Genomic DNA, 26,900 nt, shown 5'->3' with positions numbered 1-26,900 from the left:
TCGGTGCTTCGTCCACAGAGGGCCTGCGGCAGGATGGATACACCTGGTACGGCCGCGTCAGTCGCGCCCGTACTGAAGACAACCTCTGGAGACGCCAGGTGAGTTCCCCGGATCCGCAGGTTCGCGCAGCGCGAAACCCCTCAACCCCGCCCGCCGTGCGCGGACCCGTCGTCGCGGTCACCGGCGCCGCCGGCGGGGTGGGAGCCCTGCTCACCGAGCGGCTCGCCGCATCCGAGGAGATCAAGCAGGTCATCGCCATCGACGAGCGGCGCGGGGAGTGCGCGGCAGCGCAGTGGCACATCCTCGACGTGCGCGACCCGTCGATCGCCGACAAGCTGCGCGGCGCGGACGTGGTGGTGCATCTGGCGCTCGACCTGGACCTCGGCAGCGACCCGGCCGCCCGCACCGCTTACAACGTCCGGGGGACACAGACCGTGCTGACCGCGGCCGCGGCGGCCGGGGTGCACCGGGTGGTGCTGTGCACGTCCGCGATGGTGTACGGGGCGCTGCCGGACAACGAGCTGCCGCTGTCGGAGGACGCCGAACTGCGGGCCACGGCCGAGGCGACCGGGGTCGGGGATCTGCTGGAGATCGAGCGGCTGGCGCGGCGCGCACCGCGGGCGCATCCGGGGCTGAACGTGACCGTGGTACGGCCAGCCGTGCTGGTCGGGGGCACGGACACCGCGCTGACCAGGTACTTCGAGTCGCCTCGACTGCTGGTCGTCGCCGGGTCGCGGCCCGCGTGGCAGTTCTGTCACGTCGAGGATCTGTGCAGCGCTCTGGAGTACGCCGTCCTGGAGAAGGTCGACGGGGAGCTGGCCGTCGGCTGTGACGGGTGGCTGGAGCAGGAGGAGGTCGAGGAGCTGAGCGGGATCCGGCGGATGGAGCTGCCGTCGGCGGTCGCGCTCGGCGCGGCGGCCCGGCTGCACCGGATCGGGCTCACCCCGTCTCCGGCGGGGGACCTGGCGTACACGATGTACCCCTGGGTGGTCAGCGGGAGCCGGCTGCACGACGCCGGATGGCGGCCGGGGTGGACCAACGAGGAAGTGCTCGCGGAGCTGCTGGAAGAGGTGTCCGGGCGGCATACGGTCGCCGGGCGTCGGCTGGGGCGCAAGGACGCGACGGCGGCCGGTGCGGCGGGAGCGACGGTGGCCCTGCTGGGCGCTGCCGCTGTGGTTCGGCGGGCTCGGAAGGCTCGGCGGCGGTGAGCCAAGGGGCTCTGCCCCTTGAACCCCGCCAGGGGGCTCTCGCCCCCTGGACCCCGGCCTGTGCCCACCCACCACCCGACTCGGTGGGCTGCAAGGCGACTGTAGAAGACTCCAAACATCCCGGCGCGCGTGCCTGGTGAAACTCGTATTCCTCGTTGTCGGGGGCATGCGGCACGATGGACCCATGGCAGCTACGAACGATCACCCCGGTGAGCAGGCGGCTCAGGATCCCATCAAGCTGATCGGCATCCGGGAGACCGCGCTGTCCGTGGACGAGGTCTTCCGGGCCGTCGGGGACGACGCCGCCGGTGGCATCGCGCTGTTCGTGGGGACCGTGCGGAACCACGACGGGGGTGCCGACGTCGACGCGCTCGGGTACTCCTGCCATCCCAGCGCCGAGGCCGAGATGCGGCGGATCGCCGAGAAGGTCGTCGCCGAGTACCCGGTGCGCGCGCTGGCCGCCGTCCACCGGGTCGGCGACCTCGACGTCGGGGACCTCGCCGTCGTCGTGGGCGTGTCGTGCCCGCACCGGGGCGAGGCCTTCGAGGCGTGCCGCAAGCTGATCGACGACCTCAAGCACGAGGTGCCCATCTGGAAGCACCAGAAGTTCTCCGACGGGACAGACGAATGGGTCGGCGCGTAGCGCCGTCGTTGAGGGGTGGTGGTCGGGTGACGGGAGGGCGGGTCGGCGCCTGCTGACATTTGTCGCACCCGTGTTCACGTTCGGCCCACCACTCCCTCCGGTTGCGTAACCGACCCCCTGCCGTGAGCGTTGTCGGTACGGATGGTTAATGTGCTGATCAGTCAGTCGCGGACGCTCATGGGGTTGGGAGGTCGGCATGGCAGCGCTTGCCTGGTTGCTGATTCCGCTTGTGGCTGCGGTCGGTGCGGGTCTGTGGGGCAGCTGGGCCAACCGGACTCGGCGGGCCCGCAGCGACGGACCCGAACTGGACGGGTACGCCCGCTTCCGCGAGGCCATGGAGAAGCCCGGCTCGGGTGCGCGCGGCGCCTGACGGGGGTGCCCTGACGGTGCGCTGACAGAGGCGTCCCGTACTGTCGTTGCATGCCACGCCGCACCGCGACGATGCTCGCCTCCACCCTGATGCTGATCGCGCTCCTGTGCGCGGGAGTGCTCATCCCCGTGCCGTACTCGGAGATGTCCCCGGGGCCGACCGTGAACACGCTCGGGGAGCACGACGGCGAGCCGGTGCTGCAGATCGAGGGGCACAAGACCTACCCGACGGACGGGCATCTGAACATGACCACCGTCCGGGTCACCAGCGCCGACTTCCGGATGAACCTGGTGGAGGCCGTCTACGGCTGGCTGGCGCACGACACCAAGATCGTGCCGCACGACACGCTCTACCCGGACGGCAAGACGGAGGAGCAGTCCACCCAGGAGAACGCCGAGGAGTTCAGCCAGTCCCAGGAGAGCGCCAAGGTCGCCGCCCTGAAGGAACTGGGCGTCCCGGTGAAGTCCTGGGTGATCGTCTCCACCGTCGTCAAGGGCTCCCCGGCCGAGGGCAAGCTGCACGCCGGTGATGTGATCAAGGCCGTGGACGGTACGGCGGTGAAGCAGCCGTCCGATGTCGCGAAGCTCGTCACCAAGCACAAGCCGGGGCAGGACGTCGTCTTCACCGTCGTCCCCGTCAAGGAGCAGACCGCCGCCGAGAAGGAGCACAAGACGGCGACCAGGACGCAGGACGTGAAGATCACGACGGCGACCTCCGCCGACAGCGGTGCCAAGCGGGCCATCGTCGGGATCTCCGCCGGGACCGACCACACCTTCCCGTTCACCATCGACATCAAGCTCGCCGACGTCGGCGGGCCCAGCGCCGGACTGATGTTCGCGCTCGGCATCTACGACAAGCTCACCCCGGGCAGCCTCACCGGCGGCAAGTTCGTCGCCGGCACCGGGACCATCGACGACAACGGCACGGTCGGGCCGATCGGCGGCATCGAGATGAAGACCGTCGGCGCGCGCAGCAAGGGCGCCCAGTACTTCCTGACGCCCGCCGAGAACTGCGCGGCCGCCGCCAAGGACACCCCGAGCGGGCTCACCCTGGTCAAGGTCAAGACCATCGGCGACGCGCTCGGCGCCATGAAGGACATCCGCAGCGGCGACACCGCCGCCCTGCCGAAGTGCACCGCCAAGGGCTGACGAGCGGATCCCGGTACACGGCTGGGGGCGCCCCTTGTGACAAGGGGCGCCCCCAGCGCCGTACAGGACCTGTGAGACCGGTGAGACCGGTGCGAAGAGGACGTCAGTCCGCGAACGTGGCCGACAGGGCATCCGCCAGGCCCGGCACCAGGTCCGGGCCCGTCAGAACCTCCGTCGGGGAGTCCTTCTCGCGCAGCCGCAGCGCCGAGTCGCGGCTGCCGTCGCGCAGCACCGCGACCGTCATGCGGACCTCCTGGCGCTCGGGGTGGTCGGCCACCCACTTGGTCAGCTTGGCCCCGCTCAGGCCCTGCGGGACCTGCGCCTCGGCCGACGGAGGCAGCATCAGGCGCTCCACCGTCAGCGCGCAGCCGACCACCGCGTCCGGCCAGGCGATGGTGCCGAGGAACTCGTCGAGCGGCTTGTTGGTCGGGACCTCGTCCTGCTCGATCGGGGTGAGACCGGTGGTCTCGGACTCGTCCTCCAGGCCGAGCTGGGCGGCGAGCGAGGGTTCCTGAGCCCGCAGCCGTGCGGTGTCTACGAGGGCGAAGAGGCGAGCGGGCTGGTCCCAGCCGAGGCCGGAGGCGTACTCGTCGATCTCGAGTACGGCCCGGGTGAGCGGGCTCGCTGCCATGGGAGTGTTGGACATGGTCACAATCCTGCCTCGTTACCGGCCGGAATCGGGAACCGAGTAAACCGTGAGTAAGTTGCATAGGTGTGGGCCCGCGATCACGGGGGGCCACGGAGGGCCCGCGAACACGAGGGCCTGACGGATCGACAGCGAACTTCGAGGTGCGCACCTTGGCTTTCCAGATGCCGGACCGCGGCGGAGGCCCGACGGGGCCGCGGATCAGAGCGGGCCGCCCGTCCCGGCGCGCCCGGACCCTGCTCATGACACTGGGCGTCCTGTCCGTCCTCGGCATGGCGTTCACCATGTTCGCGGGCTTCTGGACGGACTGGCTGTGGTACCGGTCGGTGCACTACTCGTCCGTGTTCACCACGACCCTGTCGACCAAGATCGGGCTGTTCTTCGTCTTCGGTCTGCTGATGGCTCTCGCCGTGGGCTTCAACATCTGGCTCGCGCACCGGCTGCGGCCCCCGCTGAGCGCCATGTCCATGGAACAGCAGAGCCTTGACCGCTACCGGATGGGCATCGCGCCGTACAAGACGTGGATGCTGCTCGCCGTCACCTCCCTCGTCGGACTGATCGCGGGTGCCTCGGCCTCCAGCCAGTGGCGCACCTGGCTGATGTGGGTCAACGGCGTGCCCTTCCACCAGAAGGACCCGCAGTTCCACCTCGACGTCTCCTTCTACGCCTTCGACCTGCCCTGGTACCGGTTCCTGCTCGGCTTCGGATTCGCCACCGCGATCCTCTGCCTGATCGCCGCCGCGCTCACCCACTACCTGTACGGCGGGCTGCGGGTCACCAGCCCGGGCGCGCGCGCCACCGCCGCGGCGACCGGGCATCTGTCGGTGCTCCTCGGCATCTTCGTGGCGCTGAAGGCGGTCGCCTACTGGCTCGACCGGTACGGCCTCGCCGTCAAGTCCAGCGACTTCAAGGCGACCGGCAACTGGACCGGTCTGCGCTACGTCGACGCCAACGCCTATCTGCCGGCCAAGACGATCCTGTTCTGCATCGCCGTCATCTGCGCGCTGCTGTTCTTCGCCACCCTGTGGCGGCGCACCTGGCAGCTGCCCGTCATCGGCTTCGGCCTGATGGTGCTCTCCGCGATCCTGATCGGCGGCCTGTACCCGGCCATCGTGCAGAAGTTCCAGGTCCAGCCCAACGAGCAGGCCAAGGAAGCCCCGTACGTCCAGAAGAACCTCAAGGCGACCCGTGAGGCGTACGGCATCGACGACGCCAAGGTCACCGAGTACCCGGGCAAGTCCGGCACCACGGACAAGACCAAGCTGCGCGACCAGGTCGGCGACACGGCCAGCATCCGCATCATGGACCCGAACGTCGTCTCGCCGACGTTCCAGCAGTTGCAGCAGATCTGGAACTACTACGGGTTCCCGACCAACCTCGACGTCGACCGGTACGCCAAGGACGGCAAGGACCAGGACACCGTCATCGGTCTGCGCGAGCTGAACCTGGACGGCGTCCCGAAGAACAACTGGATCAACGACCACTTCCGTTACACGCACGGCTACGGCGTGGTCGCCGCCAAGGGCACCGAGGCCGACTCCGGGGGCCGGCCGGTCTTCACCGAGAAGAACCTGCCCTCCGAGGGCGACCTGGGGACGTACGAGCAGCGGATCTACTACGGCGAGAAGACCTCCGCGTACTCGATCGTCGGCGGTCCCCAGAAGGAGATCGACTACTCCGACGACAAGGGTGCGAAGACCACCAGCTACACCGGCAATAGCGGGGTCAACCTCGACAACCCGATCAACCGGGCCGCGTACGCGGTGGCGTTCAACGAGCCGCAGATCCTCTACTCCGGTGCGATCGGCAAGGGCTCGCGGATCCTGTACAACCGCACGCCCAAGGCCCGCGTCGAGGCGGTCGCCCCCTGGCTGACCATCGACGGCGACGCTTACCCCGCCGTGGTGAACCACCGCATCCAGTGGATCGTGGACGCGTACACGACCACGAATGGATATCCGTACGCCTCCCGTACGACCCTCGGTGACACGACGGCCGACTCGCTGACCGCGACCAACAACTCCCGTGCGGTGGTGGCCCAGCAGAACCAGGTCAACTACATCCGCAACTCGGTGAAGGCGACCGTCGACGCGTACACCGGCGAGGTCACGCTCTACCAGTGGGACACCAAGGACCCGGTGCTGAAGACCTGGATGAAGGCCTTCCCCGGCACGGTGAAGCCCCGCGCGGACATCTCCCCGGACCTGATGGCCCATCTCCGCTACCCGCAGGACCTGTTCAAGGTCCAGCGCGAGCTGCTCACCCGCTACCACGTGACGGACGCGCAGACCTTCCTCAGCGGCAGCGAGGTGTGGGAGGTCCCGGACGACCCGACCAACGACTCCGGCAGTGCGGTGCCGCCGTACTACCTGAGCATGAAGATGCCGGACCAGGCCGCGCAGGCGTTCTCGCTGACGACGACGTTCACGCCGAACGGGCGGGACAACCTCAGCGCGTTCATGTCCGTCGACTCCGATCCGCGGGCCAGTGACTACGGCAAGATCAGAGTCCTGAAACTGCCGACGAGCACGACCGTCGACGGACCCAAGCAGGTCCAGAGCCAGTTCAACTCCCAGGAGGACATCGCCGAGACGATCAGCCTGTTGAGCAGAGGCCACTCCAAGGTCGAGTACGGCAACCTGCTGACCGTGCCGCTGGACGGGGGCCTGCTGTACGCGGAGCCCGTCTACGTACGCGGCGGTTCACTCAAGTACCCCTTGCTGCGCAAGGTGTTGGTCACCTACGAGGGCAAGACCGCCTTCGAGGACACCCTGGACGAGGCGCTCAACAAGGTGTTCGGAGTGAAGGGCACGACCACCCCACCCGATACCGGCACCACCAACCCGCCCGGAGCCGGCAACCCGACGGTGAAGCAGGCGCTGGAAGACGCGCAGAAGGCCTTCGCCGCCGGGCAGCAGGCCTTGAAGGAGGGGCCGGACTGGGAGGCGTACGCCAAGGCGCAGAAGGACTTGCAGGACGCGCTGAAGCGAGCCGAGGACGCGCAGTCCAAGGCCGACAAGAACACGAGTTGATCAAGGCCACTCTGTGCCGTGGTACTGTTACCAGGCAACGGCGCGGGGTGGAGCAGCTCGGTAGCTCGCTGGGCTCATAACCCAGAGGTCGCAGGTTCAAATCCTGTCCCCGCTACTGAAGTCGAAGGCCCGGATCCTGAGGGATCCGGGCCTTCGTGGTGTGCGAACTCATGTGCAGACGGGGAAGTACGGCCGCGCCGCCGTGGGGAGTTGGGCGACCTGTGTTTGACTTATCTCTCTGTGGGCATGTCGACAAAACGCTGAAGTGACCTCACGGGCTGCGGTATACCGGGTGTACCCAGGTTGCAGGTGGTGCGACGATGGATGTTATGGGGGAGAAGGCAACTCTGTTCGAGACAGGGCGATTTGTGCAGCCTTCGAGTGAGGAGCCGACGCGGGACGAGATGGGCGACATGGGGGAAGCCGCCGAGGAGGTACGCCTCCGGCTCACCGCTGAGACCGGCGACACCGAGGCGATGAGCGTCCTCGGTGCCATGCTGCTGCGCCGCGGTGATCTCGACGGAGCCGAGCCCCAGCTGCGTGCCGCCACCGCGGCCGGGGACCGGGCCGCCGCCAACAACCTGGGTGTCCTCCTGCACCAGCGCGGCTACCCCGAGGAGGCCGCCGGCTGGTGGCGGATCGCCGCCGTCGCCGGTTCGGCCGCCGCCGCACACGCGCTCGGCCGGCACCACCGTGAGCGCGGGGACGAGCCCGCCGCCGAGTACTGGCTGCGCCAGTCCGCCGAGCAGGGCCATGTGCTGGGCGCGTACGCGCTCGCCGACCTGCTGGAGCACCGTGCGGACGCCGGCGCCGAGCAGTGGATGCGGGCCGCCGCCGACCGCGGGCACCGCGAGGCCGCTTACCGGCTCGCACGTGCGCTCGACCGCAGGGGCGCGCACGAGGACGAGAACGGGTCTGACAACGCTGTCGCGGAGATCGAGCAGTGGTACCGGCAGGCCGCCGCGCGCGGTCACCGGCGGGCCGCGCTGCACCTCGGCGCGATCCTGGAGAAGCGCGGGGAGCTGAAGGAGGCCGGGCGCTGGTACCTGACCTCCGCCAAGGACGGGGAAGCGCGCGCCGCCTGCGCGCTCGGGTTCCTGCTGCGGGACGCCGGGGACACCGAGAGCGCGGCCGTGTGGTGGCTCAGGGCCGCGCAGGACGGCGACGGCAACGCGGCCAACGCGCTGGGCGCGCTGCACGCCGAGCGCGGGGAGACGCAGACCGCCGAGCGCTGGTACCGGGCGGCGCTGGACGCCGGGGACGACAACGGGGCGTACAACCTCGGGCTGCTCTGCGCCGAGCAGGGGCGGACCGCGCAGGCCGAGCAGTGGTACCGGCGGGCCGCCTACGCCGGGCACCGGGAGGCGGCGAACGCGCTGGCCATCCTGCTGCTCCAGGGCGGCGACACGAGCGGGGCGGAGCCGTGGTTCTCCAAGGCGGCCGAGGCCGGGAGCGTGGACGCCGCGTTCAATCTGGGGATCCTGCATGCCGGGCGGGGCGAGGATCGGTTCGCTCTGCGCTGGTACGAGCGGGCGGCCGCCGCCGGGCACACCGAGGCCGCGCTGCAGGTCGGGATCGCACGGCTGCGCGAGGGTGACGAGCCGGAGGCCGAGCGGCATCTGCGGTGCGCGGCCGGCGGCGGCAGCGCCGAGGCGGCGTACCGGCTGGCCACCGTGCTGGACGCGCGGCGGCCGCCGGAGCCCGCGCACGAGCTGGGCGAGATCGTGCACGAGAAGACCGAGTGCGAGGAGTGGTACGAGCGGGCGGCCTCCCAGGGGCACCGGCGGGCGCAGGTGCGGGTGGGCATGCTCGCGGCGGCCCGGGGTGACGTGGTCGAGGCGGCGCGGTGGTACCGGGCGGCGGCGGAGGCCGGGTCGCGCAACGGGGCGTTCAACCTGGGGTTGCTGCTGGCCCGGGAGGGCAGCGAGCCGGAGGCGGCCGTGTGGTGGACGCGGGCCGCTGACGCGGGGCACGGGCGGGCGGCTCTCCGGCTGGCCCTCGTCTACGCGCGTCGCGGGGAGCTGGCCGAAGGGCAGAAGTGGGCCGACCGGGCGGTGGCGCTCGGGCCCGCGGAGGTCGCCGAGCGGGCGGGACGGTTGCGGGACGCGCTGCGCGAGGAGCTTTCCGCGTGACCCCGGCCACTCGCCCCTAATCGATTTGCTTCGGCGGGCTGCCCTCACGTAGTGTCGTGTTCACCGACGCGGGGTGGAGCAGCTCGGTAGCTCGCTGGGCTCATAACCCAGAGGTCGCAGGTTCAAATCCTGTCCCCGCTACTGAAGGCCTAGGGCCGGAATCCAGAGATGGATTCCGGCCCTAGGTGTGTTCATGGGCAAGAACGAGTGTTCATGAGCAAGAAAAGAGGGGGGCTTGCGCCCCCCTCGTGTCACGCGCCCGCGCAGTTCGGGCACAGTCCCCGGTACGTCACCTCGACGTCCGACACCGTGAAGCCGAAGCGTTCCGTGTCGGGGAGGTCGGCGAGCGGGTTGCCCGTGGGGTGCACGTCACGGATCGCGCCGCACTGGGCGCAGACCAGGTGGTGGTGCGGCCGGTGCGCGTTCGGGTCGTACCGCTTGGCGCGCTTGTCGGTGGTGACCTCGAGCACCTCGCCGAGGGAGACCAACTCACCCAGCGTGTTGTAGACGGTCGCCCGGGAGATCTCCGGCAGCTTCACGACGGCCCGCGCGTGGACCTCGTCAGCCGTCAGATGGACATGCTCGCCGTCGAGAACCTCGGCCACGACGCGCCGCTGCGCGGTCATCCGCCATCCGCGTCCGCGCAGCCGTTCCAGAAGGTCGCTCATGTCGACCAGTGTAACGGAATCGAGACCAGGTTCTGAACGGGTGTGACTTTGGAATGTTGATTGACTTGGACTAAGTCCAATTTTGGGGTCTCATGCGGGCACCTGCTGCCGTGCCGGCGCCCAGCAGCGGATGATGTCGCGGACCGAGACGATGCCGGCGGGCTCGCCGCGATCGAGGACGACCAGATGCCGGAAGCCGCCGTGCGCCATGGCGCGGGCCGCCTCCTCCAGGGTCCAGGTCGGGGCCGCGAAGACGACGTCGGTGGTGGTGTGGGCGTGGATCAGCTCCGCGTCCGGGCTCTGGCCGAGGCCCACGGAGTTGAGGACGTCGCGTTCGGTGATGATGCCGATGCCCCCGGCGTCGGGGTCGAGGATCACGGCGGCGCCGACGCGACGGGCGGACATCAGAGCGGCTGCCTGGCGGAGGGTGTGGTTGGGGCCGAGGGTGAGGACCATGGTGCTCATGGCGTCACGGACGAGCATGGGATGGGCCACCTCCTAGGGGAATCCCCGGACTCGCGGCACCGGCCGTTAGTTCAGGGATTCACAAGTTCACAAGTGGGGGTGGCCTCAGAGTGCCAGGTAAAGGGCGGGTCAACAAGAGGGCGCGCGTGGCCAGTTGAGGGCGTGCGCGGGCTTCTCTCCTTGCTCAGTAGCGCTGGCTGAGGTACCCCAGCAACTCGTCGTGCAGCAGTCCGTTGGACGCGGCCGCGTTGCCGCTGTGCGGGCCCGGGCGGCCGTCGAGGCCGGTGAAGGTGCCGCCGGCCTCGGTGACGATGATCGCGTTGGCGGCCATGTCCCACAGGGACAGCTCCGGTTCGGCGCAGAGGTCGACCGAGCCCTCGGCGACCATCATGTAGGGCCAGAAGTCGCCGTACGCGCGCGTGCGCCACACCTCGCGGGTGAGGTCGAGGAAGCCGTTCAGGCGGCCCTGCTCCTCCCAGCCGGAGAGCGAGGAGTACGCGAAGGAGGCGTCCGAGAGCTTGCCGACGCGGGAGACGTGGATGCGGGTCGCGGCGGACAGGCTGCGGCCGGTGAACGCGCCGTGCCCCTTCGCGGCCCACCAGCGGCGGCCGAGGGCGGGGGCGGAGACGACGCCGACGACGGGGTGGTAGCCGCCCTCGCCCGCCTCCATCAGGGAGATGAGGGTGGCCCACACGGGGACGCCGCGGACGTAGTTCTTGGTGCCGTCGATCGGGTCGATCACCCAGCGGCGGGGGCCGGTGCCCTCGATGCCGTACTCCTCGCCGAGGATCGCGTCCCGGGGGCGGGCGCGCTGGAGCTGGCCGCGGATGAGTTCTTCCGCCGCCTTGTCCGCTTCGCTCACCGGGGTCATGTCCGGCTTCGTCTCCACCTTCAGGTCGAGGGCCTTGAAGCGGGCCATGGTGGCGGCGTCGGCCGCGTCCGCGAGGACGTGGGCGAGGCGGAGGTCGTCGAGGTAGTCCGGCATGTGAGGAACGGTATCTGCCGAGGGGGAACGGGGCTATAGGGGGCCTGGGGGACAGGAGCGGGGGAACTCCCTTCGGTGCATCGGCGACCGAGGGCGCCCCTCCGCACCACCGCGAACCCTTGACAGTGCATGTATGCGCGTCAAATCTGGGCGCAGAGTTGCTCGCCCCAGGGAGGCGATGATGCCTGCAGCCCGGGAATCGCTACTGGACGCCGCCTACACGGCGCTCGGGCGCCGACCGTGGTCCGCGGTGCGGATGGTCGACGTGGCAGCGTCCGCCGGGGTGTCCCGGCAGACGCTGTACAACGAGTTCGGGAGCAAAGAGGGGCTGGCCAGGGCGCTGGTGCGGCGGGAGGCCGACGGGTATCTCGCCGGGGTGGAGCGGGCTCTCGCCGCGCACACCGACCCGCGGGACCGGCTGACCGCCACCGCCGAGTGGATGGCGGCGGCCGCCCGGGACAACGCGCTGGTGCGGGCCATGCTCACCGGCTGCTGGAGCGAGCGTCTGCCCACGCCGACCCTGTCCGCCGTGCCGTCCTCCTCCGCCGTACCCGCGCAGCGCCGGGCGGACGGACCGCTGCCCTCGCCCCGCGACTTCGTGCAGATCGTGCGGGACCGGGCGGTGACGGTGCTGGCCGGTCCCGCCGCGGCCGCGGCGGACACCGCCGAGCTGGTCCGCTCCTGCGAACTGGCCGTACGGGTCGCCCTGTCGTGCGTCGCGGCCCCGCCGGGTGAGGGCGCAGTGGCCGAGCTGGTGCGCAGCGCCCTGGTCCGGCAGCGCGTCGGATAGGGGCCTGCCCGGCGGGTCAGGGCGCAAAGGCCCTGCGTCTGTGCGGCGGATCATGCCGGTAGGCCGAGGGGCCGCCCGGCGAGCCGGGCATGGAAAGGCTCAGTGCGCCGACCCCGACAGTTGCAGGCCGATCACGCCGACGATCACCAGGGAGATCGAGACGATCTTCAGGGTCGACACCAGGTCGCCGAGGAAGACCATGCCGTAGATCGCGGTGCCCGCCGCGCCGATCCCGGTCCACACCGCGTACGCGGGGCCGACGTCGAGCTTCTTCAGGGAGAGGGTCAGCAGGCCGAAGCTGCCCAGCGCGAAGGTGGCGAACGCGACCGTCGGCCACAGGCGGGTGAAGCCGTGGGAGAGCTTGAGGCACACGGCGAAACCGGTCTCCAGAAGCCCGGCCACGATGACCAGCAGCCACGCCATGTGCTGTCCTCCCGTAGGTCCGGCCGTCCGGCTGGGGGCGATTATGCACTCACCGTCCCGGCACCCCGTATGCACTTACCGTCCCGGCACCCCGGCAAACAACGCGATGCTCAGTCGCCTTCCCGGCGCTCCCGCGTGGCCAGCAGCCGGCGCAGGGAGAACAGCCGCGCCGGGTCCGCGTGACCCTCCTCGACCCACGCGTCCAGCGCGCAGTCCGGCTCGTCGTGGCTGCACGCGCGCGGGCAGCCCTCGGTGCCCGGTTCCAGGTCCGGGAAGGCGTTGATCACCCGGGACGGGTCGATGTGCGCGAGACCGAAGGAACGCACGCCCGGGGTGTCGATGACCCAGCCGTCCGCACTGGGCAGGGGCAGCGCCAGCGCCGAGGTGGTGGTGTGTCGGCCGCGGCCGGTCACCGCGTTGACGCGTCCCGTCATGCGGCGGCGGTCCTTCGGGACCAGCGCGTTGACCAGGGTCGTCTTGCCGACGCCCGAGTGGCCCACGAAGGCGGTGATCTTGCCGTCCAGGTACTCGCGCACCCGGTCCGCCGCGTCGCCGTTCTCCAGCTCCTCGCGGCTGGTGACGACGTAGGGGATGTCGAGGTGGCCGTACAGCTCCAGCAGCTTGTCCGGCGGGGCCAGGTCCGACTTGGTCATCACCAGCAGCGGTTCCAGACCGCCGTCGTAGGCCGCGACCAGACAGCGGTCGATCAGGCGGGGGCGGGGTTCCGGGTCCGCCAGGGCCGTGACGATGGCCAGCTGGTCCGCGTTGGCGACGACCACCCGCTCGTAGGGGTCGTCGTCATCGGCCGTGCGACGCAGCAGCGAGCTGCGCTCCTCGATGCGCACGATCCGCGCGAGCGTGTCCTTCTGGCCGGACAGGTCGCCGACCAGGGCCACCCGGTCGCCCACCACGGCCGCCTTGCGGCCCAGTTCGCGGGCCTTCATAGCCATGACGGGACGGTCCTCGACCAGGCAGGTCAGCCGGCCCCGGTCGACGGTGAGGACCATGCCCTCGGCCGCGTCCTCGTGCTTGGGCCGGATGTTCGTGCGCGGCCGGTTGCCCTTGCGGTTGGGGCGGCTGCGGATGTCGTCCTCGTCGGTGTGCTTGCCGTAGCGGCGCATGGTTCCAGTCCGCCCGTCAGTTCCCCAGCATCCCGGTCCACAGGCCGGGGAAGTCCGGCAGGGTCTTCGCCGTCGTCGCCACGTTCTCGATCTGCACGCCCTCGACCGCCAGGCCGATGATCGCACCGGCCGTCGCCATGCGGTGGTCCTCGTAGGTGTGGAAGGTGCCGCCGTGCAGCGGGCGCGGGCGGATGTGCAGGCCGTCGGCCGTCTCGGTGACGTCGCCGCCGAGTTCGTTGATCTCCTTGGTGAGCGCGGCCAGCCGGTCCGTCTCGTGCAGCCGCAGATGGGCCACGCCACGAAGGGTCGAGGGGGAGTCCGCGAGGGCCGCGACCGCCGCGATGCCCGGGGTCAGCTCGCCGACGTCACCCAGGTCCACGTCGATGCCGTGGATGGCGCCCGAGCCGGTGAACTCCAGCCCGTACTCGGTCAGTTCGCAGGAACCGCCCATCTCGGTGAAGATCTCCCGCAGCCGGTCACCCGGCTGGGTGGTGCGGGCCGGCCAGTCCGGGATCAGCACCTTGCCGCCGGTGACCAGGGCCGCCGCCAGGAACGGCTGGGCGTTCGACAGGTCCGGCTCGATCGTCAGGTCCCGGCCGAGCAGTGCGCCCGGCGTCACCCGCCACACGTTCGGCTCGCCGCCCGACTCCGGGGTGTCCACCTGGGCGCCGACCGCGCGCAGCATGTCCACGGTCATCCGGATGTGCGGCATGGAGGGCAGGGACGTGCCGGTGTGGCGGACCTCGACACCCTGGTTGAAGCGCGGGCCGGACAGCAGCAGCGCCGAGACGAACTGGGAGGACGAGGAGGCGTCGATCGACACCGGGCCGCCGTCCAGCGCCCCGCCGCCGTGCACGGTCAGCGGCAGCGCGCCCCGGCCGTCGTCGTCGATCCGGGCGCCGAGCACGCGCAGCGCGTCGATCACACCGTGCAGCGGGCGCTCGTACGACCGCGGGTCCCCGTCGAACCGGATGGGACCGTCGGCCAGCGCGGCCACCGGCGGCAGGAAGCGCATCACCGTGCCGGCGTTGCCGACGTCGACGGTGGCCGGGCCGCGCAGACCCGTGGGCAGCACCCGCCAGGCCTCACCGGAGCCGTCCGGGCCCCCCGCGACGGAGGAGCTGGATGACACGGTCTCCTCGATCTCCACGCCCATGGCCCGCAGGGCACCGGCCATCAGCAACGTGTCACGGGAGCGCAGCGGGCGGCGCAGCCAGCCGGGCTCGGACGCCAGGGCGGCGAGCACGAGGGCGCGGTTGGTGACCGACTTGGACCCGGGCACGTGGACCGTCGCATCGACGGCTCCGCTCGCGTGCGGGGCGGGCCAGAGGGCGGGGTGGGCGGTGTTCGGGGCCATGGGGCCACTTTATAAGGAGGGCCCGGCGTCAACCTTCCAGCAGCCAGCGGCCCCCACCGATGAGCGAACTCAGCGACACCGCGTGGAACAGGAACAGCCACAGCCCCGCCGGTACGTGTGTCAGCCGCGACAACTGGTCCGCGTCCGAGTCCCCCGCGCCTCCCCGCGCCCGCTTCGCCTGCAGCTCGAAGGGCGGCCGTACGCCCCCGAACAGCAGGAACCACACCACCGCGTACGCGAACGCCGCCTGCACCTGCGCTCCCGCCAGCCAGGACACCAGCAGGAAGGCGCCACCGGTGAGGACCACGGTGAGGACCCCGTACGCGTTGCGGATCATCACCAGCATCACCACGAGCAGCGCGGTCGCCACCCACAGCAGCAGCGTGATGCGGCCCGCGGCAAGCAGCGCGGCGCCGCCGAGGCCCAGCAGCGAGGGGGCCGTGTAGCCCGCGGCCGCGGTGAGGATCATGCCGAGGCCGTACGGCTTGCCGCGGCTGACCGTGAGGCCGCTGGTGTCCGAGTGCAGGCGTATGCCCGTGAGCTGCCGGCCCGTGAGCAGGGCCAGCAGCCCGTGGCCGCCCTCGTGCGCGATGGTGATCGCGTTGCGCGAGAGCCGCCACAGGGAGTGCGGGACGACGGCGGCGAGGGCGGCGACGAGGGTGGCGAGCACCACCCACAGGTCGGGGTCGGGCTGGGCGCCGGTGAGCCGGTCCCAGAGGTCGGGCAGCGCGGTGGCGGCGAGGCTGTCCATGTTTCCGAGTGGCTCCCTGTGGTCGTGCGGAGTCTGGCAGTGTGGCACGTATGTGCGGACGGTATGCATCCAGTCGTAGGCCCGAGGATCTCGCAGGAGTCTTTGAGATCGAGAAGTGGGAGCCCGAGGAGACCCTGGAGCCGGACTACAACGTGGCTCCGACCAAGGAGGTCTACGCCGTCCTGGACCGCCCCCTGAAAGACGCGTCCGAGCCGCGGCCGGTTCGGCAGCTGCGCAGGCTCAAGTGGGGACTGGTGCCCTCCTGGGCCAAGACGCCCGAGGGCGGCGCCCGGATGATCAACGCGCGCGCGGAGACCGTGCACGAGAAGCCGGCCTACCGCCGTGCCTTCGCCGCCCGGCGCTGCATCCTGCCCGCCGACGGCTACTACGAGTGGGTCACCGCCAAGGAGGAGCGGGAGCTGGAGGTCGAGGGGAAGAAGAAGCGGCCCCGCAAGCAGCCGTACTTCGTGCTGCCCGCCGACGGCTCGGTGTTCGCAATGGCCGGGCTGTACGAGTTCTGGCGGGACCGGACCCTGCCCGACGACCACCCGCAGGCCTGGTGGGTCACCTGCTCGGTGATCACCACGGAGGCGGAGCACACCCCGCTGGCCGTCGCCCCCGCCGAGGGCCCGCACACCCTCGCCGAGATCCACCCCCGGATGCCGCTGATGCTCACCCCGGACCGCTGGGACGCCTGGCTGGACCCGGCCCGCACCGACCCGGACGACCTGCGCGAGCTGCTCGCCCCGCCCCCGCCCGGCCTGATGCGCGCCTACCCGGTCGCCACGGCCGTCAGCAACGTCCGCAACAACGGCCCGGAGCTGCTGAAGGAGCTGGAGGCGCCCGAAGTGGGCACTCTCTTCTAGGGCCCCGGCACTAGCCTTCTGATGTGATCGAGATTGTCGAGACCGACGCCGGGACCGCCCGCATCACCTGGCACCGGGCCAAGAAGGCGCGGCTGGTGCTGGCCGTGAGCCACGGGGCCGGCGGTGGCATCGAGGCGCGGGACCTGCAGGCGCTCGCCCAGGTGCTCCCCGGGCACGGCGTGACCGTGGCCCTCGTCGAGCAGCCCTGGCGGGTCGCGGGCAGGAAGGTCGCGCCCGCGCCGAAGACCCTGGACACCGGTTGGCGCGGCATCTGGCCCGCGCTGGCTGGGATGGCGCTGCCGGTGATCTCCGGCGGCCGCAGCGCGGGCGCCCGGGTCGCCTGCCGCACCGCGACGGAGCTGGGCGCGCACGCCGTGCTCGCGCTGAGCTTCCCGCTGCACCCGCCGGGCAAGCCGGAGCGCTCCCGCGCCGACGAGCTGCTCGGCGCCGGGGTGCCCACGCTCGTCGTCCAGGGCGGAAACGATCCCTTCGGCAAGCCGGACGAGTTCCCCGAGGGGTCGTACGAGCTGGTCGAGGTGCCGTACGGCGATCACGGGTTCGCCGTGCCGAAGCGCGCGGGGATCACGCAGGAGCGAGCGCTGGAGATCGTCACCGGCGGTGTCGTGGAGTGGGTCGCGTCACTCGGCTGACCCCAGGGAATGTTGCACGGTGGAGTGCTGTTGTGGCGGACAGGAGTGCTGAAGCACCGGCACCGACGTCGTGGAGAGGAAGTCCGCCGCATGGGTTCGACCATTTGCCCGAGCCGCAGCAGCCGCACTGACCTGGACTGGACGGTGCTGCACGCGGCCAAGGCCGCTCCTATTCGAGCGGCGGCAGGCACGGGTCGTGTTCTATCCTCCGAAACGAGTGGGATCGGTTTCGGTCCTGCCCGGGATCTTGAGGAGGTGGGTCCGGTCACTGGGACCGACGCAGGGACCGACAACGGCCAGGCGGAGCTGCCCGAGGGCCGCGGCGACAGCGCGGAGTCGACCGCCGAGCGCAGTGCGCGCTTCGAGCGGGACGCGCTCGAATTCCTCGACCAGATGTATTCGGCCGCGCTGCGCATGACGCGCAACCCGGCCGACGCCGAGGACCTGGTGCAGGAGACGTATGCCAAGGCGTACGCGTCCTTCCACCAGTTCCGCGAGGGCACCAACCTCAAGGCGTGGCTGTACCGGATTCTCACGAACACCTTCATCAACTCGTACCGCAAGAAGCAGCGCGAGCCCCAGCGCAGTGCGGCCGAGGAGATCGAGGACTGGCAGCTCGCCCGTGCCGAGTCGCACATGTCGACGGGTCTGCGCTCCGCCGAGTCGCAGGCGCTCGACCACCTGCCCGACTCGGACGTGAAGGAAGCGCTGCAGGCGATCCCCGAGGAGTTCCGCATCGCCGTCTACCTTGCGGACGTAGAGGGCTTTGCGTACAAGGAGATCGCGGACATCATGGGGACACCCATCGGTACGGTGATGTCCCGGCTGCACCGGGGCCGCCGTCAACTGCGCGGCATGCTCGAGGACTACGCACGCGAGCGCGGACTGGTCCCGGCGGGCGCCGGAGAGTCGAACGAAGCGAAAGGTTCGGGCTCATGAGCTGCGGAGATCCGCACGAGACGGACTGCAGTGAGGTCCTCGACCACCTGTACGAGTTCCTCGACAGCGAGATGCCGGACGTCGATCGCGACAAGTTCCAGCACCACTTCGAGGAATGCTCTCCGTGTCTGGAGAAGTACGGCCTGGAGCAGGCCGTGAAGAAGCTGGTCAAGCGGTGCTGCGGACATGACGACGTACCCGCCGACCTGCGGGCCAAGGTCATGGGGCGGATCGACCTGATCCGCTCCGGGCAGACCGTCCCCGAGCACGACGTGACCGCCACGCCTCAGGAGAGCTGAGTACCAGAGCTGCGTACCGGCCATCACCCGAATGTGCTAATCCTCGGGTCGTAAGCTCCCGGACCCCCCGATTCCCGCCCTAGGCTCCGAGCCCGGACAGGCACGGTCGGGGGAGGGGCGTCATGGAGGCGGTTCCAGCAAGGGCGCGGGCCTATGTGGCCTGCGTCGCCCTGCTGGCCGTGGTCTGTGTTCTCTGTGTTCTGCCCCTGTCGGCCACCCACACGTCCTGGCCGGCGCTGGCCCTGCTCACCGCCCTGTACGCGGCCTGTGAGCACGTCGTACGGCGCCGCCTGGGCGGCACCTTCTATCCCGTCCTGCTCGCCGGGGCGTTCCTGCTGCCCCCGCCCGCCGCCGCCCTCGTGCCGGTGTCGGCCGCGCTGCTCGCCCGCGTCGAGGAGCGGCCCGTGGGGCTGCGCCGCGTGTGGCGGGCCGCGCAGCCCTCGCTGGCCGTGTGGGGCGCGGCCCAGGTGCACTGGGCGCTCGGCGGCCGGGACACCGTCGTGGCCTGCGACTTCCCCCACGCGCTCGTTCCGGCCGGGGCGGCCGTCCTCGCCTTCTGCCTGGTGCTCACCGCGCTCGACGGCGGCCTCCTCGCGGCGGGCGTGGGGGTACCGCCCACGCCTTTGCGGCAGTGGGGGAGGGTGCCCCTGCGCCGGGCCTGGCGCGGGCTGCTGTCCCGCTCCCTCGCACCGGTCGCCGTGCACGGACTCGCCGGGCTGATGATGGCCGTGCTGTGGCGCAGCCGGTACGGGCCCGTCGCCGCGCTGCTCGTGCTGCTGCCGATGTTCGTCTCCTGCTGGGTCTTCGCCCAGTACCACCGGGAGCGGGCCGCCCACCAGGCCACCATCCGCGCTCTGGTGCAGGCCGTCGACCTCAAGGACGGCTACACCCGCGGCCACAGCGAGCGGGTCGGCCAGGCCTCGGTGATGATCGCCCGCGAACTCGGCATGGACGACGAACGCGTCGAGGTGCTGCGCTTCGCCGGCATCCTGCACGACGTCGGCAAGCTCGGCGTCCCCACGCGGCTGCTGCGCAAGGACGGCCCGCTGACCCCCGAGGAGCGGCGGATCATCGAGCTGCATCCCGAGTACGGCCACGAGATGGTCCGCGGGATCTCCTTCCTCGGCGAGGCCCGCGCGGCGATCCTGCACCACCACGAACGGCTCGACGGCAGCGGCTACCCCTACGGACTGGTGGGCGGTCAGATCCCCGAGTGCGCCCGCGTGGTGGCCGTCGCGGACGCCTTCGACGCGATGACCTCCACCCGCTCCTACAGCAGGGCCCGCCCGGTCGAGGCGGCGGTCACCGAGCTGGAGCGGTGCGCGGGAACCCAGTTCGACCCGCGCATGGTCACGGCGCTCGCCCGGGCCCTCGACCGGCACGGCTGGCACCCGGCCGTCACGGCCGACGAGACGGCGCAGCGGATCCCGGACCGGCAACCGGTCGCCGGCAGCCCCAGCGGGGCAGCCCGATGACCGCCCTGCGGCTCATCCACGCCTGTGCCGCCCTCACCGCCGCCGTCTCCCTCGCCGTCACCCTGTGGAGCGGCATGGCCGACCGGCGCGTCGCACTCGCCTTCGGGGTGCTCATAGCCGTCGGCGAGCTGACCCGGTGGAGCGGAGCCCAGGTACGGCAGGCCGCGCCGCTGGGCACCGCCGGATCGCTGTCGTACGCCCTGCTGGGCGCCGACGCGGGACATCCGACCCTCCACGACGCGCCGCAGGTCGTCACCATCGTCCTCGCCGCCTCCCTGCTCGGCGGGGTCCCGCACATCTGGTGCGGACGCACCCCGACCCTCGACCACCTCGCCCGCCGCGTCCTGAGCGTCGGCTTCGCCGCGATCTGCTTCCAACCCCTCTACAACGAGGGCGCGTTCGAGTCCTGGAACGGCGCCGGCTACGCGCTGCTGCTCATCGCCCTCATCGTCCTCACCGCCCTGTGCGACGCCGTCCTCGCCGCCGCCCTCGCCCACTCCCGCACCCACTGGCCCTTCGGCCCGCTCCTGCGCGAAGAACTGCGCGGACTGCTCGGCATCGGATCCGCCGTCTGCGCGACCGGCGCGGTGATGGCGCTCGCGGTCGCCGTGGTCGGGCTGTGGGCGCTGCCGGTGTTCTGCCTGCCGCTGCTGCTCGCCCAGCTCTCCGTGCGCCGCTACGACGCCGTGCGCGCCACCTACCGGCAGACCATCGCCTCCCTCGCCCGGGCCACCGAGATCGCCGGATACACCCCGACGGGGCACGCCCGCCGGGTCGCCACGCTCAGCCTGGCCGTCGGCCGGGACCTGGGCCTGTCCGGGCCCGGGCTGACCGTCCTGGAGTACGCGGCCCTCATGCACGACATCGGCCAGCTCAGCCTGGTCGACCCCGTCCCCGCCGGCGCCACCGCCGCCCTGCCGCGGGAGGAGCAGCGGCGCATCGCACTGCTCGGCGGGGCCGTCGTACGGCAGACCGGGGTGGACGCGGCCGTCGCCGTGGTCGTGGAGCGGCAGGCCGACCCCTGCCGGGAGCAGCCGCTCGCCGCGCGGATCGTCAGGGCCGTCAACGCCTACGAGGAGAAGGCCCGGGACGCGGGGCCCGACGGGCCGCTCAGGGCCCTGGAGGAGCTGCGTCTGGCCACCGCCGGGGACTACGCTCCCGAGGTCGTGGAGGCGCTCGCCCGGGTTCTGGCCCGGGACTGTCTGACGCTGCCCGCGCCGGGGTAACCCATGGGTAATGAGCGCCCTTCCCGCCGTACGTGGTTGGATGCGAGGGAGAGGGTGTCCGGGGGCACAAGCCAGCCCACGTGGAACTGGAACTGGCAGGCGGGAATCGTGAGGATCTTCGGCAAGGGACGGCACCGGCCCTCCGCCTCCTGGCGGCAGGCCACCGACCGCGCGTTCACGCTCATCGGCGACGGCCGGTACGAGGACGCGGGCGAGCTGCTGACACGCGCCGCCGACCTGGAACCCTGGCTGGCGGAGTCCTGGTTCAACCTCGCCCTGCTGCACAAGTTCCGGCACGACTGGGAGCAGGCCCGCGCCGCCGGACTGCGCGCCGTGGCCCTCCTGGACCGGGAGACCGGCGCCCCCGACTGGTGGAACGTGGGCATCGCCGCGACCGCCCTGCAGGACTGGCCGCTGGCCCGCCGCGCCTGGCAGGCGTACGGGCTGCGGGTGCCCGGCGGTGCCACGGCCTCCGGCGAGCCGCTCGGCATGGAGCTGGGCAGCGCGGCCGTACGGCTCTCCCCGGAGGGCGAGGCCGAGGTGGTGTGGGGCCGCAGGCTGGACCCGGCCCGGATCGAGGTGCTGTCCATCCCGCTTCCCTCGTCCGGGCGGCGCTGGGGCGAGGTCGTCCTGCACGACGGCGTCCCGCACGGCGAGCGCACGACGTCCGCCGGGCACTCCTACCCGGTCTTCGACGAGATCGAGCTGTGGGCGCCCTCGCCGGTCCCCACCTGGGTGGTGCTGCTGGAGGCGGCCACCGAGGCGGACCGGGACGCGCTGGAGCAGCTGGCCGCGGACGCGGGGTTCGCCGCGGAGGACTGGTCGTCCTCGGTGCGGCTGCTGTGCCGGATGTGCTCGGAGTCGCGGATGCCGTCGGACGAGGGGGACGGGGTCCATCTGGATCCGCATGATCACAGCGAGCCGGGTCATCCCGGGCCGCTCGGGCATCGCACGGACGGGCAGCTCTGGGTTCCCGAGCGGGAGTGCGGGGTGGCTGCGCCGGCTTCGCTCGTGAGGGGGTTGCTGGACGGGTGGGTTGCGGACAGTCCGGACTCCAGGGACTGGCGGGATCTGGAAGAGGTTTGCTGAGACCGCGGCCCGGCTGCGGGTCCGATGTGGCTGGTCGCGCAGTTCCCCGCGCCCCTTAAGGGCGCGCCCACGTACCCTGTACCAGCAACTTCACCCCTGTTTTTCTGAGGAAGGCGTACGTCGGTCATGGCGCAGCAGGACACCGATCAGCAGCACGCGGGCGTGCTCCCCGTCGACGACGAGGGCTATGTCGTCGACACGGAGGACTGCGAGGAGCGCGAGACCGCCTGGCGCGAGCGCGGCACCTCGCGGCCGATCACGGTCGTCGGCAACCCGGTCCTGCACAAGGAGTGCAAGGACGTCACCGAGTTCGGTGCGGAGCTGGACCAGCTGGTCGCGGACATGTTCGTCAGCCAGCGCACCGCCGAGGGCGTGGGCCTGGCCGCCAACCAGATCGGTGTCGACCTGAAGGTCTTCATCTACGACTGCATGGACGACGAGGGCGTCCGGCACGTCGGCGTGGTGTGCAACCCGAAGCTGGTCGACCTGCCCGCCGACAAGCGCCGGCTCGACGACAGCAACGAGGGCTGCCTGTCCGTACCGACCGCGTACGCGCCGCTCGCACGTCCCGACTACGCCGAGGTGACCGGCCAGGACGAGAAGGGCAACCCGATCAAGGTCCGCGGCACCGGCTACTTCGCTCGCTGTTTGCAGCACGAGACCGATCACCTGTACGGGTACCTGTACATCGACCGTCTGTCCAAGCGTGACCGCAAGGACGCGCTGCGGCAGATGGCCGAGAACGAGCCACGCTACCCCGTCGTCGCCAACGACTGAGACGTCCGGTCCGACCGTACGGACACCGCACGAGAGCAGCAACGACGCACGTTACGACGCCCGTTCGGGATCCTTCCCGACCGGGCGTCGTTCGTTTGTTCGTCGCAAGGTTCCCGGCATCTGGGGTGGTGAGTGAAGCAAATCCGTTCCCATAATGGTCAGTTGTGGTGCTGAATGGGAAGGGCGGGGATACGCAACGGCGCACACCCGGCACAGCAGGGAGGGGTGTGCGCTCCTGGCAGCTGAGAGGGGACTGTTCGTGCACGCTTTCTCACACGGCACCACATCGTCGACAGCGGTCGCAGTACCGCCGTCTCTCGCCCTCCCGGTGATCGAGGACGCGATTCCCCGGAAACTGCACCCGTATTGGCCAAAGCTTCAGGAGAAGACCCGGCAGTGGCTCCTGGAAAAGCGGCTGATGCCGGCGGACAAGGTGCGGGAATATGCCGATGGTCTGTGCTACACCGACCTGATGGCGGGGTACTACACCGGCGCCCCCGACGAGGTCCTGCAGGCCATTGCGGACTACAGTGCCTGGTTCTTCGTCTGGGACGACCGGCACGACCGTGACCTGGTGCACGGCCGAGTGGCCGACTGGCGCCGGCTGCGGCACCGCCTGCACGCGGCACTCGACGCACCCCGGCACCATCTGCACCATCGGGACCCCCTGGTTGCAGGGTTCGCGGACAGTGTGCTGCGGCTGTACTCGTTCCTGCCCCACACCTGGAACCTGCGGTTCGCCCGGCACTTCCACGACGTGATCGAGGCCTACGACCGCGAGTTCCGCAACCGGACCGCGGGGTACGTTCCGAAGGTCGAGGAATACCTCGCCCTGCGGCGGCTCACCTTCGCGCACTGGATATGGACGGACCTGCTGGAGCCGAGCGCCGGATGCGAACTCCCGGACTTCGTGCGAAAACATCCGGCCTATCGCCGTGCGGCCCTGCTGAGCCAGGAATTCGCCGCCTGGTACAACGACCTCTGCTCACTGCCCAAGGAAATAGCGGGCGATGAGGTGCACAATCTCGGCATCAGTCTCATCACCCATGAGGGACTGACACTCGAAGAAGCGGTGGAGGAAATCCGGCGGCGCGTCGAGAAATGCATCGCCGAATTCCTCGAAGCCGAGCGGGACGCCCTGCGGTTCGCCGGCGAACTCGCCAACGGCACGGACCGCGGAAGGGAATTGAGCGCCGCCGTCCGCGCCTGTGTCGGCTATATGCGGAACTGGTTCAGCTCCGTCTACTGGTTCCACCACGAGTCCGGCCGGTACAGGGTCGACAGCTGGGACGACCGGTCCACGCCCCCGTACGTCAACAACGAAGCGACAGGTGACAAATGACCGTCGAGTCTGTGAAACCGGTGGCCCCCGAGGGCACCGGAGTGCGCGAGCCGCCCCTCGCCGGCGGCGCCCTCCCGGTCCTCGGGCACGGTCTGAAACTGGTCCGCGACCCGCTCGCCTTCATGTCCGGGCTGCGCGAGCACGGTGACGTCGTGCGGCTGAAGCTCGGCCCCAAGACGGTGTACGCCGTCACCACACCGGCGCTCACCGGCGCATTCGCGCTCAGCCCCGACTACAAGATCGACGGCCCGCTGTGGGAGTCCCTCGAAGGCCTGCTCGGCAAGGAGGGCGTGGCCACTGCCAACGGCCCCCGGCACCGCCGCCAGCGGCGCACCATCCAGCCCGCCTTCCGGCTCGACGCGATCCCCGCGTACGGCTCGATCATGGAGGAGGAGGCGCATGCGCTGACCGAGCGCTGGAAGGTGGGCGAGACCATCGACTGCACCTCGGAGTCGTTCCGGGTCGCCGTGCGCATCGCCGCCCGCTGTCTGCTGCGTGGCGACTACATGGACCAGCGCGCGGAGCGGTTGAGCATCGATCTCGCCACCGTCTTCCGCGGTATGTACCGCAGGATGGTCGTCCCGCTCGGGCCGCTGTACCGGCTGCCGTTCCCCGCCAACCGCGAATTCAACCGGGTGCTGGCCGATTTGCATCTGCTGGTCGACGAGATCGTCGCCGAGCGGAGGGCATCTGGTCAAAAGCCGGACGATTTGCTGACGGCATTGCTGGCGGCGCAGGACGACAATGGCGACCCCATCGGGGAACAGGAGATCCACGACCAGGTGGTCGCGATACTCACCCCCGGAAGCGAAACAGTCGCCTCCACGATCATGTGGCTGCTCCAGGTGCTCGCGGAACATCCGGAACACGCCGAGAAGGTGCGCGCCGAGGTCGAATCAGTGACCGGCGGCCGGCCCGTTGCATTCGCGGACGTCCGGGAGCTCAGGCACACCAACAATGTCGTCGTCGAGGCCATGCGGCTGCGGCCCGCCGTATGGATATTGACGCGGCGCGCGGTGACCGACACCGCGCTAGGCGGCTATTGCATTCCGGCGGGGGCGGACATCGTGTACAGCCCGTACGCCATCCAGCGCGACGGCCGTTCCTACGACCACCACCTCGACTTCGACCCCGACCGCTGGCTGCCCGAGCGGGTGAAGGAGGTGCCCAAGTACGCGATGAGCCCGTTCAGCGTGGGCAACCGCAAGTGCCCCAGCGACCACTTCTCCATGTCCCAGCTGAGCCTGATCACCGCGGCGATCTCGGCGAAGTACCGCTTCGAGCAGGTCGGCGGGTCGAACGACACCACCCGTGTGGGCATCACACTCCGGCCCCACCGGCTGCTGCTGCAGCCCGTGGAGTGGTGAGAGACACTCGCCGATGACCGGCGCGCGCTCAGGTGGCTTGCGAGCCCCGGAACGCGCGCCGGATCGTTGCTCGGCCGAGGGCGACCGGACTCAGAAGTCCTCGTCCAGGTCGACCGTGCCCTCCACGGCCACCTGGTACGCCGACGGGCGCCGCTCGAAGAAGTTCGTCAGCTCCTGAACGCCCTGCAGCTCCATGAAGGAGAAGGGGTTCTCGGAGCCGTACACCGGGGCGAAGCCGAGGCGGGTGAGGCGCTGGTCGGCGACGCACTCGAGGTACTGCCGCATCGAGTCGGTGTTCATGCCCGGCAGGCCGTCACCGCACAGGTCACGCGCGAACTGCAGCTCGGCCTCGACGGCCTCCCGCAGCATCTCGGTGACCTGCTGCTGCAGCTCGTCGTCGAAGAGCTCCGGCTCCTCCTTGCGGACGGTGTCGACCACCTCGAACGCGAACGACATGTGCATCGTCTCGTCGCGGAACACCCAGTTGGTGCCGGTGGCGAGACCGTGCAGCAGACCCCGGCTGCGGAACCAGTAGACGTACGCGAAGGCGCCGTAGAAGAACAGGCCCTCGATGCACGCGGCGAAGCAGATGAGGTTGAGCAGGAAGCGCCGGCGGTCCGCCTTGGACTCCAGGCGGTCCAGCTTCTCGACCTCGTTGATCCACTTGAAGCAGAACTCGGCCTTCTCGCGGATGGACGGGATGTTCTCCACGGCCGCGAAGGCGGCGGCGCGGTCGTCCGGGTCCGGAAGGTAGGTGTCGAGCAGCGTCAGATAGAACTGGACGTGCACGGCCTCCTCGAAGAGCTGGCGCGACAGGTACAGGCGCGCCTCCGGGGAGTTGATGTGCTTGTACAGCGTCAGCACCAGGTTGTTCGCGACGATCGAGTCGCCCGTCGCGAAGAAGGCCACCAGACGGCCGATCAGGTGCTGCTCGGCCGGTGTCAGCTTGGCGAGGTCGGCGACGTCCGAGTGGAGGTCGACCTCCTCGACGGTCCAGGTGTTCTTGATGGCGTCCCGGTAGCGCTCGTAGAAGTCGGGGTAGCGCATGGGGCGCAGAGTCAGCTCGAAGCCCGGGTCGAGCAGGTTCTTGGCAGTCATCTCTGTCGGCGCGGAGCGCCGTCCTCCAGGGGT

Annotated in this window: 26 protein-coding genes and 2 tRNA genes; 19 read left to right on the top strand and 9 right to left on the bottom strand. The window is 70.5% G+C overall.

Going from position 1 to position 26,900, the window contains the following annotated elements; all coding sequences use genetic code 11:
* Positions 1–98 precede the first annotated feature (98 nt).
* The 4 genes from ACFY3C_RS13055 to ACFY3C_RS13040 all read left to right on the top strand — a co-directional run bounded on the left by ACFY3C_RS13055 (position 99) and on the right by ACFY3C_RS13040 (position 3,369).
* Complete coding sequence (locus ACFY3C_RS13055) at positions 99–1,208, top strand: SDR family oxidoreductase (RefSeq protein WP_386578231.1); 1,110 nt, start codon at positions 99–101, stop codon at positions 1,206–1,208.
* Positions 1,209–1,392: 184 nt separating this feature from the next.
* Complete coding sequence (locus ACFY3C_RS13050) at positions 1,393–1,851, top strand: molybdenum cofactor biosynthesis protein MoaE (protein ID WP_386578232.1); 459 nt, start codon at positions 1,393–1,395, stop codon at positions 1,849–1,851.
* A 196-nt stretch (positions 1,852–2,047) separates the two neighbouring features.
* Entirely contained in the window at positions 2,048–2,221 is a 174-nt protein-coding gene (locus ACFY3C_RS13045) for a hypothetical protein (protein ID WP_386578233.1), read from the top strand.
* A 50-nt stretch (positions 2,222–2,271) separates the two neighbouring features.
* A complete protein-coding gene (locus tag ACFY3C_RS13040) occupies positions 2,272–3,369 on the top strand; it encodes a PDZ domain-containing protein (RefSeq protein WP_386578234.1) in 1,098 nt (365 codons plus the stop codon).
* 103 nt (positions 3,370–3,472) lie between these two features.
* Here the strand turns inward: ACFY3C_RS13040 and ACFY3C_RS13035 are convergent, their stop codons facing one another.
* Complete coding sequence (locus ACFY3C_RS13035) at positions 3,473–4,015, bottom strand: PPA1309 family protein (RefSeq protein ID WP_390770776.1); 543 nt, start codon at positions 4,013–4,015, stop codon at positions 3,473–3,475.
* A gap of 164 nt (positions 4,016–4,179) precedes the next feature.
* On the opposite strand from ACFY3C_RS13035, the gene ACFY3C_RS13030 reads away from it, so the two are divergent.
* From ACFY3C_RS13030 to ACFY3C_RS13015, 4 genes are all read left to right on the top strand, one after another.
* Entirely contained in the window at positions 4,180–7,047 is a 2,868-nt protein-coding gene (locus ACFY3C_RS13030) for a UPF0182 family protein (protein ID WP_390770887.1), read from the top strand.
* A 41-nt stretch (positions 7,048–7,088) separates the two neighbouring features.
* Positions 7,089–7,162 (top strand) — tRNA-Met (locus tag ACFY3C_RS13025).
* A 205-nt stretch (positions 7,163–7,367) separates the two neighbouring features.
* Complete coding sequence (locus tag ACFY3C_RS13020) at positions 7,368–9,179, top strand: tetratricopeptide repeat protein (RefSeq protein WP_390770775.1); 1,812 nt, start codon at positions 7,368–7,370, stop codon at positions 9,177–9,179.
* A gap of 67 nt (positions 9,180–9,246) precedes the next feature.
* A tRNA-Met gene (locus tag ACFY3C_RS13015) sits at positions 9,247–9,320 on the top strand.
* Between the two features lie 110 nt (positions 9,321–9,430).
* On the opposite strand, the gene ACFY3C_RS13010 is transcribed toward ACFY3C_RS13015, so the two are convergent.
* The 3 genes from ACFY3C_RS13010 to hisN all read right to left on the bottom strand — a co-directional run bounded on the left by ACFY3C_RS13010 (position 9,431) and on the right by hisN (position 11,297).
* Positions 9,431–9,847, bottom strand: coding sequence for a Fur family transcriptional regulator (locus ACFY3C_RS13010; protein WP_390770774.1), 417 nt, complete (start codon positions 9,845–9,847; stop codon positions 9,431–9,433).
* 90 nt (positions 9,848–9,937) lie between these two features.
* Complete coding sequence (locus ACFY3C_RS13005) at positions 9,938–10,330, bottom strand: cyclic nucleotide-binding/CBS domain-containing protein (protein ID WP_390770773.1); 393 nt, start codon at positions 10,328–10,330, stop codon at positions 9,938–9,940.
* Positions 10,331–10,496: 166 nt separating this feature from the next.
* Positions 10,497–11,297, bottom strand: a complete 801-nt coding sequence (gene hisN / locus ACFY3C_RS13000) for a histidinol-phosphatase (protein WP_386578239.1) — start codon at positions 11,295–11,297, stop codon at positions 10,497–10,499.
* Between the two features lie 178 nt (positions 11,298–11,475).
* Here hisN and ACFY3C_RS12995 point away from each other — a divergent pair, with 178 nt between their 5' ends.
* Positions 11,476–12,087, top strand: coding sequence for a TetR/AcrR family transcriptional regulator (locus tag ACFY3C_RS12995; RefSeq protein WP_386578240.1), 612 nt, complete (start codon positions 11,476–11,478; stop codon positions 12,085–12,087).
* Positions 12,088–12,186: 99 nt separating this feature from the next.
* Here ACFY3C_RS12995 and ACFY3C_RS12990 read toward each other — a convergent pair whose 3' ends face one another.
* From ACFY3C_RS12990 to ACFY3C_RS12975, 4 genes are all read right to left on the bottom strand, one after another.
* On the bottom strand, positions 12,187–12,510 hold the full coding sequence (locus ACFY3C_RS12990; protein ID WP_100828151.1) for a multidrug efflux SMR transporter: 324 nt from the start codon (positions 12,508–12,510) through the stop codon (positions 12,187–12,189).
* Positions 12,511–12,620: 110 nt separating this feature from the next.
* Entirely contained in the window at positions 12,621–13,631 is a 1,011-nt protein-coding gene (rsgA, locus tag ACFY3C_RS12985) for a ribosome small subunit-dependent GTPase A (RefSeq protein ID WP_386578241.1), read from the bottom strand.
* A 16-nt stretch (positions 13,632–13,647) separates the two neighbouring features.
* Complete coding sequence (gene aroA, locus ACFY3C_RS12980; RefSeq protein WP_390770772.1) at positions 13,648–14,988, bottom strand: 3-phosphoshikimate 1-carboxyvinyltransferase; 1,341 nt, start codon at positions 14,986–14,988, stop codon at positions 13,648–13,650.
* 28 nt (positions 14,989–15,016) lie between these two features.
* Positions 15,017–15,739 carry a M50 family metallopeptidase gene (locus ACFY3C_RS12975; protein WP_390770771.1) on the bottom strand — a complete coding sequence of 241 codons (723 nt, stop codon included), beginning with the start codon at positions 15,737–15,739 and terminating at the stop codon, positions 15,017–15,019.
* A 50-nt stretch (positions 15,740–15,789) separates the two neighbouring features.
* On the opposite strand from ACFY3C_RS12975, the gene ACFY3C_RS12970 reads away from it, so the two are divergent.
* From ACFY3C_RS12970 to ACFY3C_RS12925, 10 genes are all read left to right on the top strand, one after another.
* A complete protein-coding gene (locus tag ACFY3C_RS12970) occupies positions 15,790–16,605 on the top strand; it encodes an SOS response-associated peptidase (RefSeq protein WP_390770770.1) in 816 nt (271 codons plus the stop codon).
* A 23-nt stretch (positions 16,606–16,628) separates the two neighbouring features.
* Positions 16,629–17,255 carry an alpha/beta family hydrolase gene (locus ACFY3C_RS12965; protein WP_390770769.1) on the top strand — a complete coding sequence of 209 codons (627 nt, stop codon included), beginning with the start codon at positions 16,629–16,631 and terminating at the stop codon, positions 17,253–17,255.
* 255 nt (positions 17,256–17,510) lie between these two features.
* A complete protein-coding gene (gene sigR, locus ACFY3C_RS12960) occupies positions 17,511–18,194 on the top strand; it encodes an RNA polymerase sigma factor SigR (RefSeq protein WP_386578246.1) in 684 nt (227 codons plus the stop codon).
* Entirely contained in the window at positions 18,191–18,493 is a 303-nt protein-coding gene (gene rsrA, locus ACFY3C_RS12955; protein WP_336113539.1) for a mycothiol system anti-sigma-R factor, read from the top strand. The genes sigR and rsrA overlap by 4 nt, the downstream gene beginning before the upstream one ends.
* A 122-nt stretch (positions 18,494–18,615) precedes the next feature.
* The gene (locus ACFY3C_RS12950) at positions 18,616–19,968 is read left to right on the top strand and encodes an HD-GYP domain-containing protein (protein WP_390770768.1); all 1,353 of its coding nucleotides are present in this window, start codon (positions 18,616–18,618) and stop codon (positions 19,966–19,968) included.
* On the top strand, positions 19,965–21,194 hold the full coding sequence (locus tag ACFY3C_RS12945; RefSeq protein WP_386578248.1) for an HD-GYP domain-containing protein: 1,230 nt from the start codon (positions 19,965–19,967) through the stop codon (positions 21,192–21,194). Before ACFY3C_RS12950 ends, ACFY3C_RS12945 begins: the two co-directional genes overlap by 4 nt.
* A 108-nt stretch (positions 21,195–21,302) precedes the next feature.
* The gene (locus tag ACFY3C_RS12940) at positions 21,303–22,283 is read left to right on the top strand and encodes a hypothetical protein (RefSeq protein ID WP_145883208.1); all 981 of its coding nucleotides are present in this window, start codon (positions 21,303–21,305) and stop codon (positions 22,281–22,283) included.
* Between the two features lie 126 nt (positions 22,284–22,409).
* Positions 22,410–23,060, top strand: coding sequence for a peptide deformylase (gene def / locus ACFY3C_RS12935; protein WP_390770767.1), 651 nt, complete (start codon positions 22,410–22,412; stop codon positions 23,058–23,060).
* A 259-nt stretch (positions 23,061–23,319) separates the two neighbouring features.
* Positions 23,320–24,402: an epi-isozizaene synthase gene (gene cyc1 / locus ACFY3C_RS12930; protein WP_390770766.1), complete on the top strand. Its 1,083-nt coding sequence runs from the start codon at positions 23,320–23,322 to the stop codon at positions 24,400–24,402.
* Complete coding sequence (locus ACFY3C_RS12925; RefSeq protein WP_390770765.1) at positions 24,399–25,769, top strand: cytochrome P450; 1,371 nt, start codon at positions 24,399–24,401, stop codon at positions 25,767–25,769. The genes cyc1 and ACFY3C_RS12925 overlap by 4 nt, the downstream gene beginning before the upstream one ends.
* Positions 25,770–25,859: 90 nt before the next feature.
* Here ACFY3C_RS12925 and ACFY3C_RS12920 read toward each other — a convergent pair whose 3' ends face one another.
* Positions 25,860–26,867, bottom strand: a complete 1,008-nt coding sequence (locus ACFY3C_RS12920; protein ID WP_386578253.1) for a ribonucleotide-diphosphate reductase subunit beta — start codon at positions 26,865–26,867, stop codon at positions 25,860–25,862.
* Positions 26,868–26,900 lie beyond the last annotated feature (33 nt).

The organism is Streptomyces sp. NPDC001410 (assembly GCF_042895235.1).
Taxonomy (GTDB): Bacteria; Actinomycetota; Actinomycetes; order Streptomycetales; family Streptomycetaceae; genus Streptomyces.
This window is presented reverse-complemented; position numbering and strand designations above follow the sequence as displayed.

Bases quoted from the DNA above. Each gene is read 5' to 3' on its own strand.
- ACFY3C_RS13050 (WP_386578232.1), top strand. From the start codon at position 1,393: ATGGCAGCTACGAACGATCACCCCGGTGAGCAGGCGGCTCAGGATCCC.
- ACFY3C_RS13045 (WP_386578233.1), top strand. From the start codon at position 2,048: ATGGCAGCGCTTGCCTGGTTGCTGATTCCGCTTGTGGCTGCGGTCGGT.
- ACFY3C_RS13040 (WP_386578234.1), top strand. From the start codon at position 2,272: ATGCCACGCCGCACCGCGACGATGCTCGCCTCCACCCTGATGCTGATC.
- ACFY3C_RS13035 (WP_390770776.1), bottom strand. From the start codon at position 4,015: ATGTCCAACACTCCCATGGCAGCGAGCCCGCTCACCCGGGCCGTACTC.
- ACFY3C_RS13030 (WP_390770887.1), top strand. From the start codon at position 4,180: ATGCCGGACCGCGGCGGAGGCCCGACGGGGCCGCGGATCAGAGCGGGC.
- ACFY3C_RS13020 (WP_390770775.1), top strand. From the start codon at position 7,368: ATGGATGTTATGGGGGAGAAGGCAACTCTGTTCGAGACAGGGCGATTT.
- ACFY3C_RS13010 (WP_390770774.1), bottom strand. From the start codon at position 9,847: ATGAGCGACCTTCTGGAACGGCTGCGCGGACGCGGATGGCGGATGACC.
- ACFY3C_RS13005 (WP_390770773.1), bottom strand. From the start codon at position 10,330: ATGCTCGTCCGTGACGCCATGAGCACCATGGTCCTCACCCTCGGCCCC.
- hisN (WP_386578239.1), bottom strand. From the start codon at position 11,297: ATGCCGGACTACCTCGACGACCTCCGCCTCGCCCACGTCCTCGCGGAC.
- ACFY3C_RS12995 (WP_386578240.1), top strand. From the start codon at position 11,476: ATGATGCCTGCAGCCCGGGAATCGCTACTGGACGCCGCCTACACGGCG.
- ACFY3C_RS12990 (WP_100828151.1), bottom strand. From the start codon at position 12,510: ATGGCGTGGCTGCTGGTCATCGTGGCCGGGCTTCTGGAGACCGGTTTC.
- rsgA (WP_386578241.1), bottom strand. From the start codon at position 13,631: ATGCGCCGCTACGGCAAGCACACCGACGAGGACGACATCCGCAGCCGC.
- aroA (WP_390770772.1), bottom strand. From the start codon at position 14,988: ATGGCCCCGAACACCGCCCACCCCGCCCTCTGGCCCGCCCCGCACGCG.
- ACFY3C_RS12975 (WP_390770771.1), bottom strand. From the start codon at position 15,739: ATGGACAGCCTCGCCGCCACCGCGCTGCCCGACCTCTGGGACCGGCTC.
- ACFY3C_RS12970 (WP_390770770.1), top strand. From the start codon at position 15,790: ATGTGCGGACGGTATGCATCCAGTCGTAGGCCCGAGGATCTCGCAGGA.
- rsrA (WP_336113539.1), top strand. From the start codon at position 18,191: ATGAGCTGCGGAGATCCGCACGAGACGGACTGCAGTGAGGTCCTCGAC.
- ACFY3C_RS12950 (WP_390770768.1), top strand. From the start codon at position 18,616: ATGGAGGCGGTTCCAGCAAGGGCGCGGGCCTATGTGGCCTGCGTCGCC.
- ACFY3C_RS12945 (WP_386578248.1), top strand. From the start codon at position 19,965: ATGACCGCCCTGCGGCTCATCCACGCCTGTGCCGCCCTCACCGCCGCC.
- def (WP_390770767.1), top strand. From the start codon at position 22,410: ATGGCGCAGCAGGACACCGATCAGCAGCACGCGGGCGTGCTCCCCGTC.
- ACFY3C_RS12925 (WP_390770765.1), top strand. From the start codon at position 24,399: ATGACCGTCGAGTCTGTGAAACCGGTGGCCCCCGAGGGCACCGGAGTG.
- ACFY3C_RS12920 (WP_386578253.1), bottom strand. From the start codon at position 26,867: ATGACTGCCAAGAACCTGCTCGACCCGGGCTTCGAGCTGACTCTGCGC.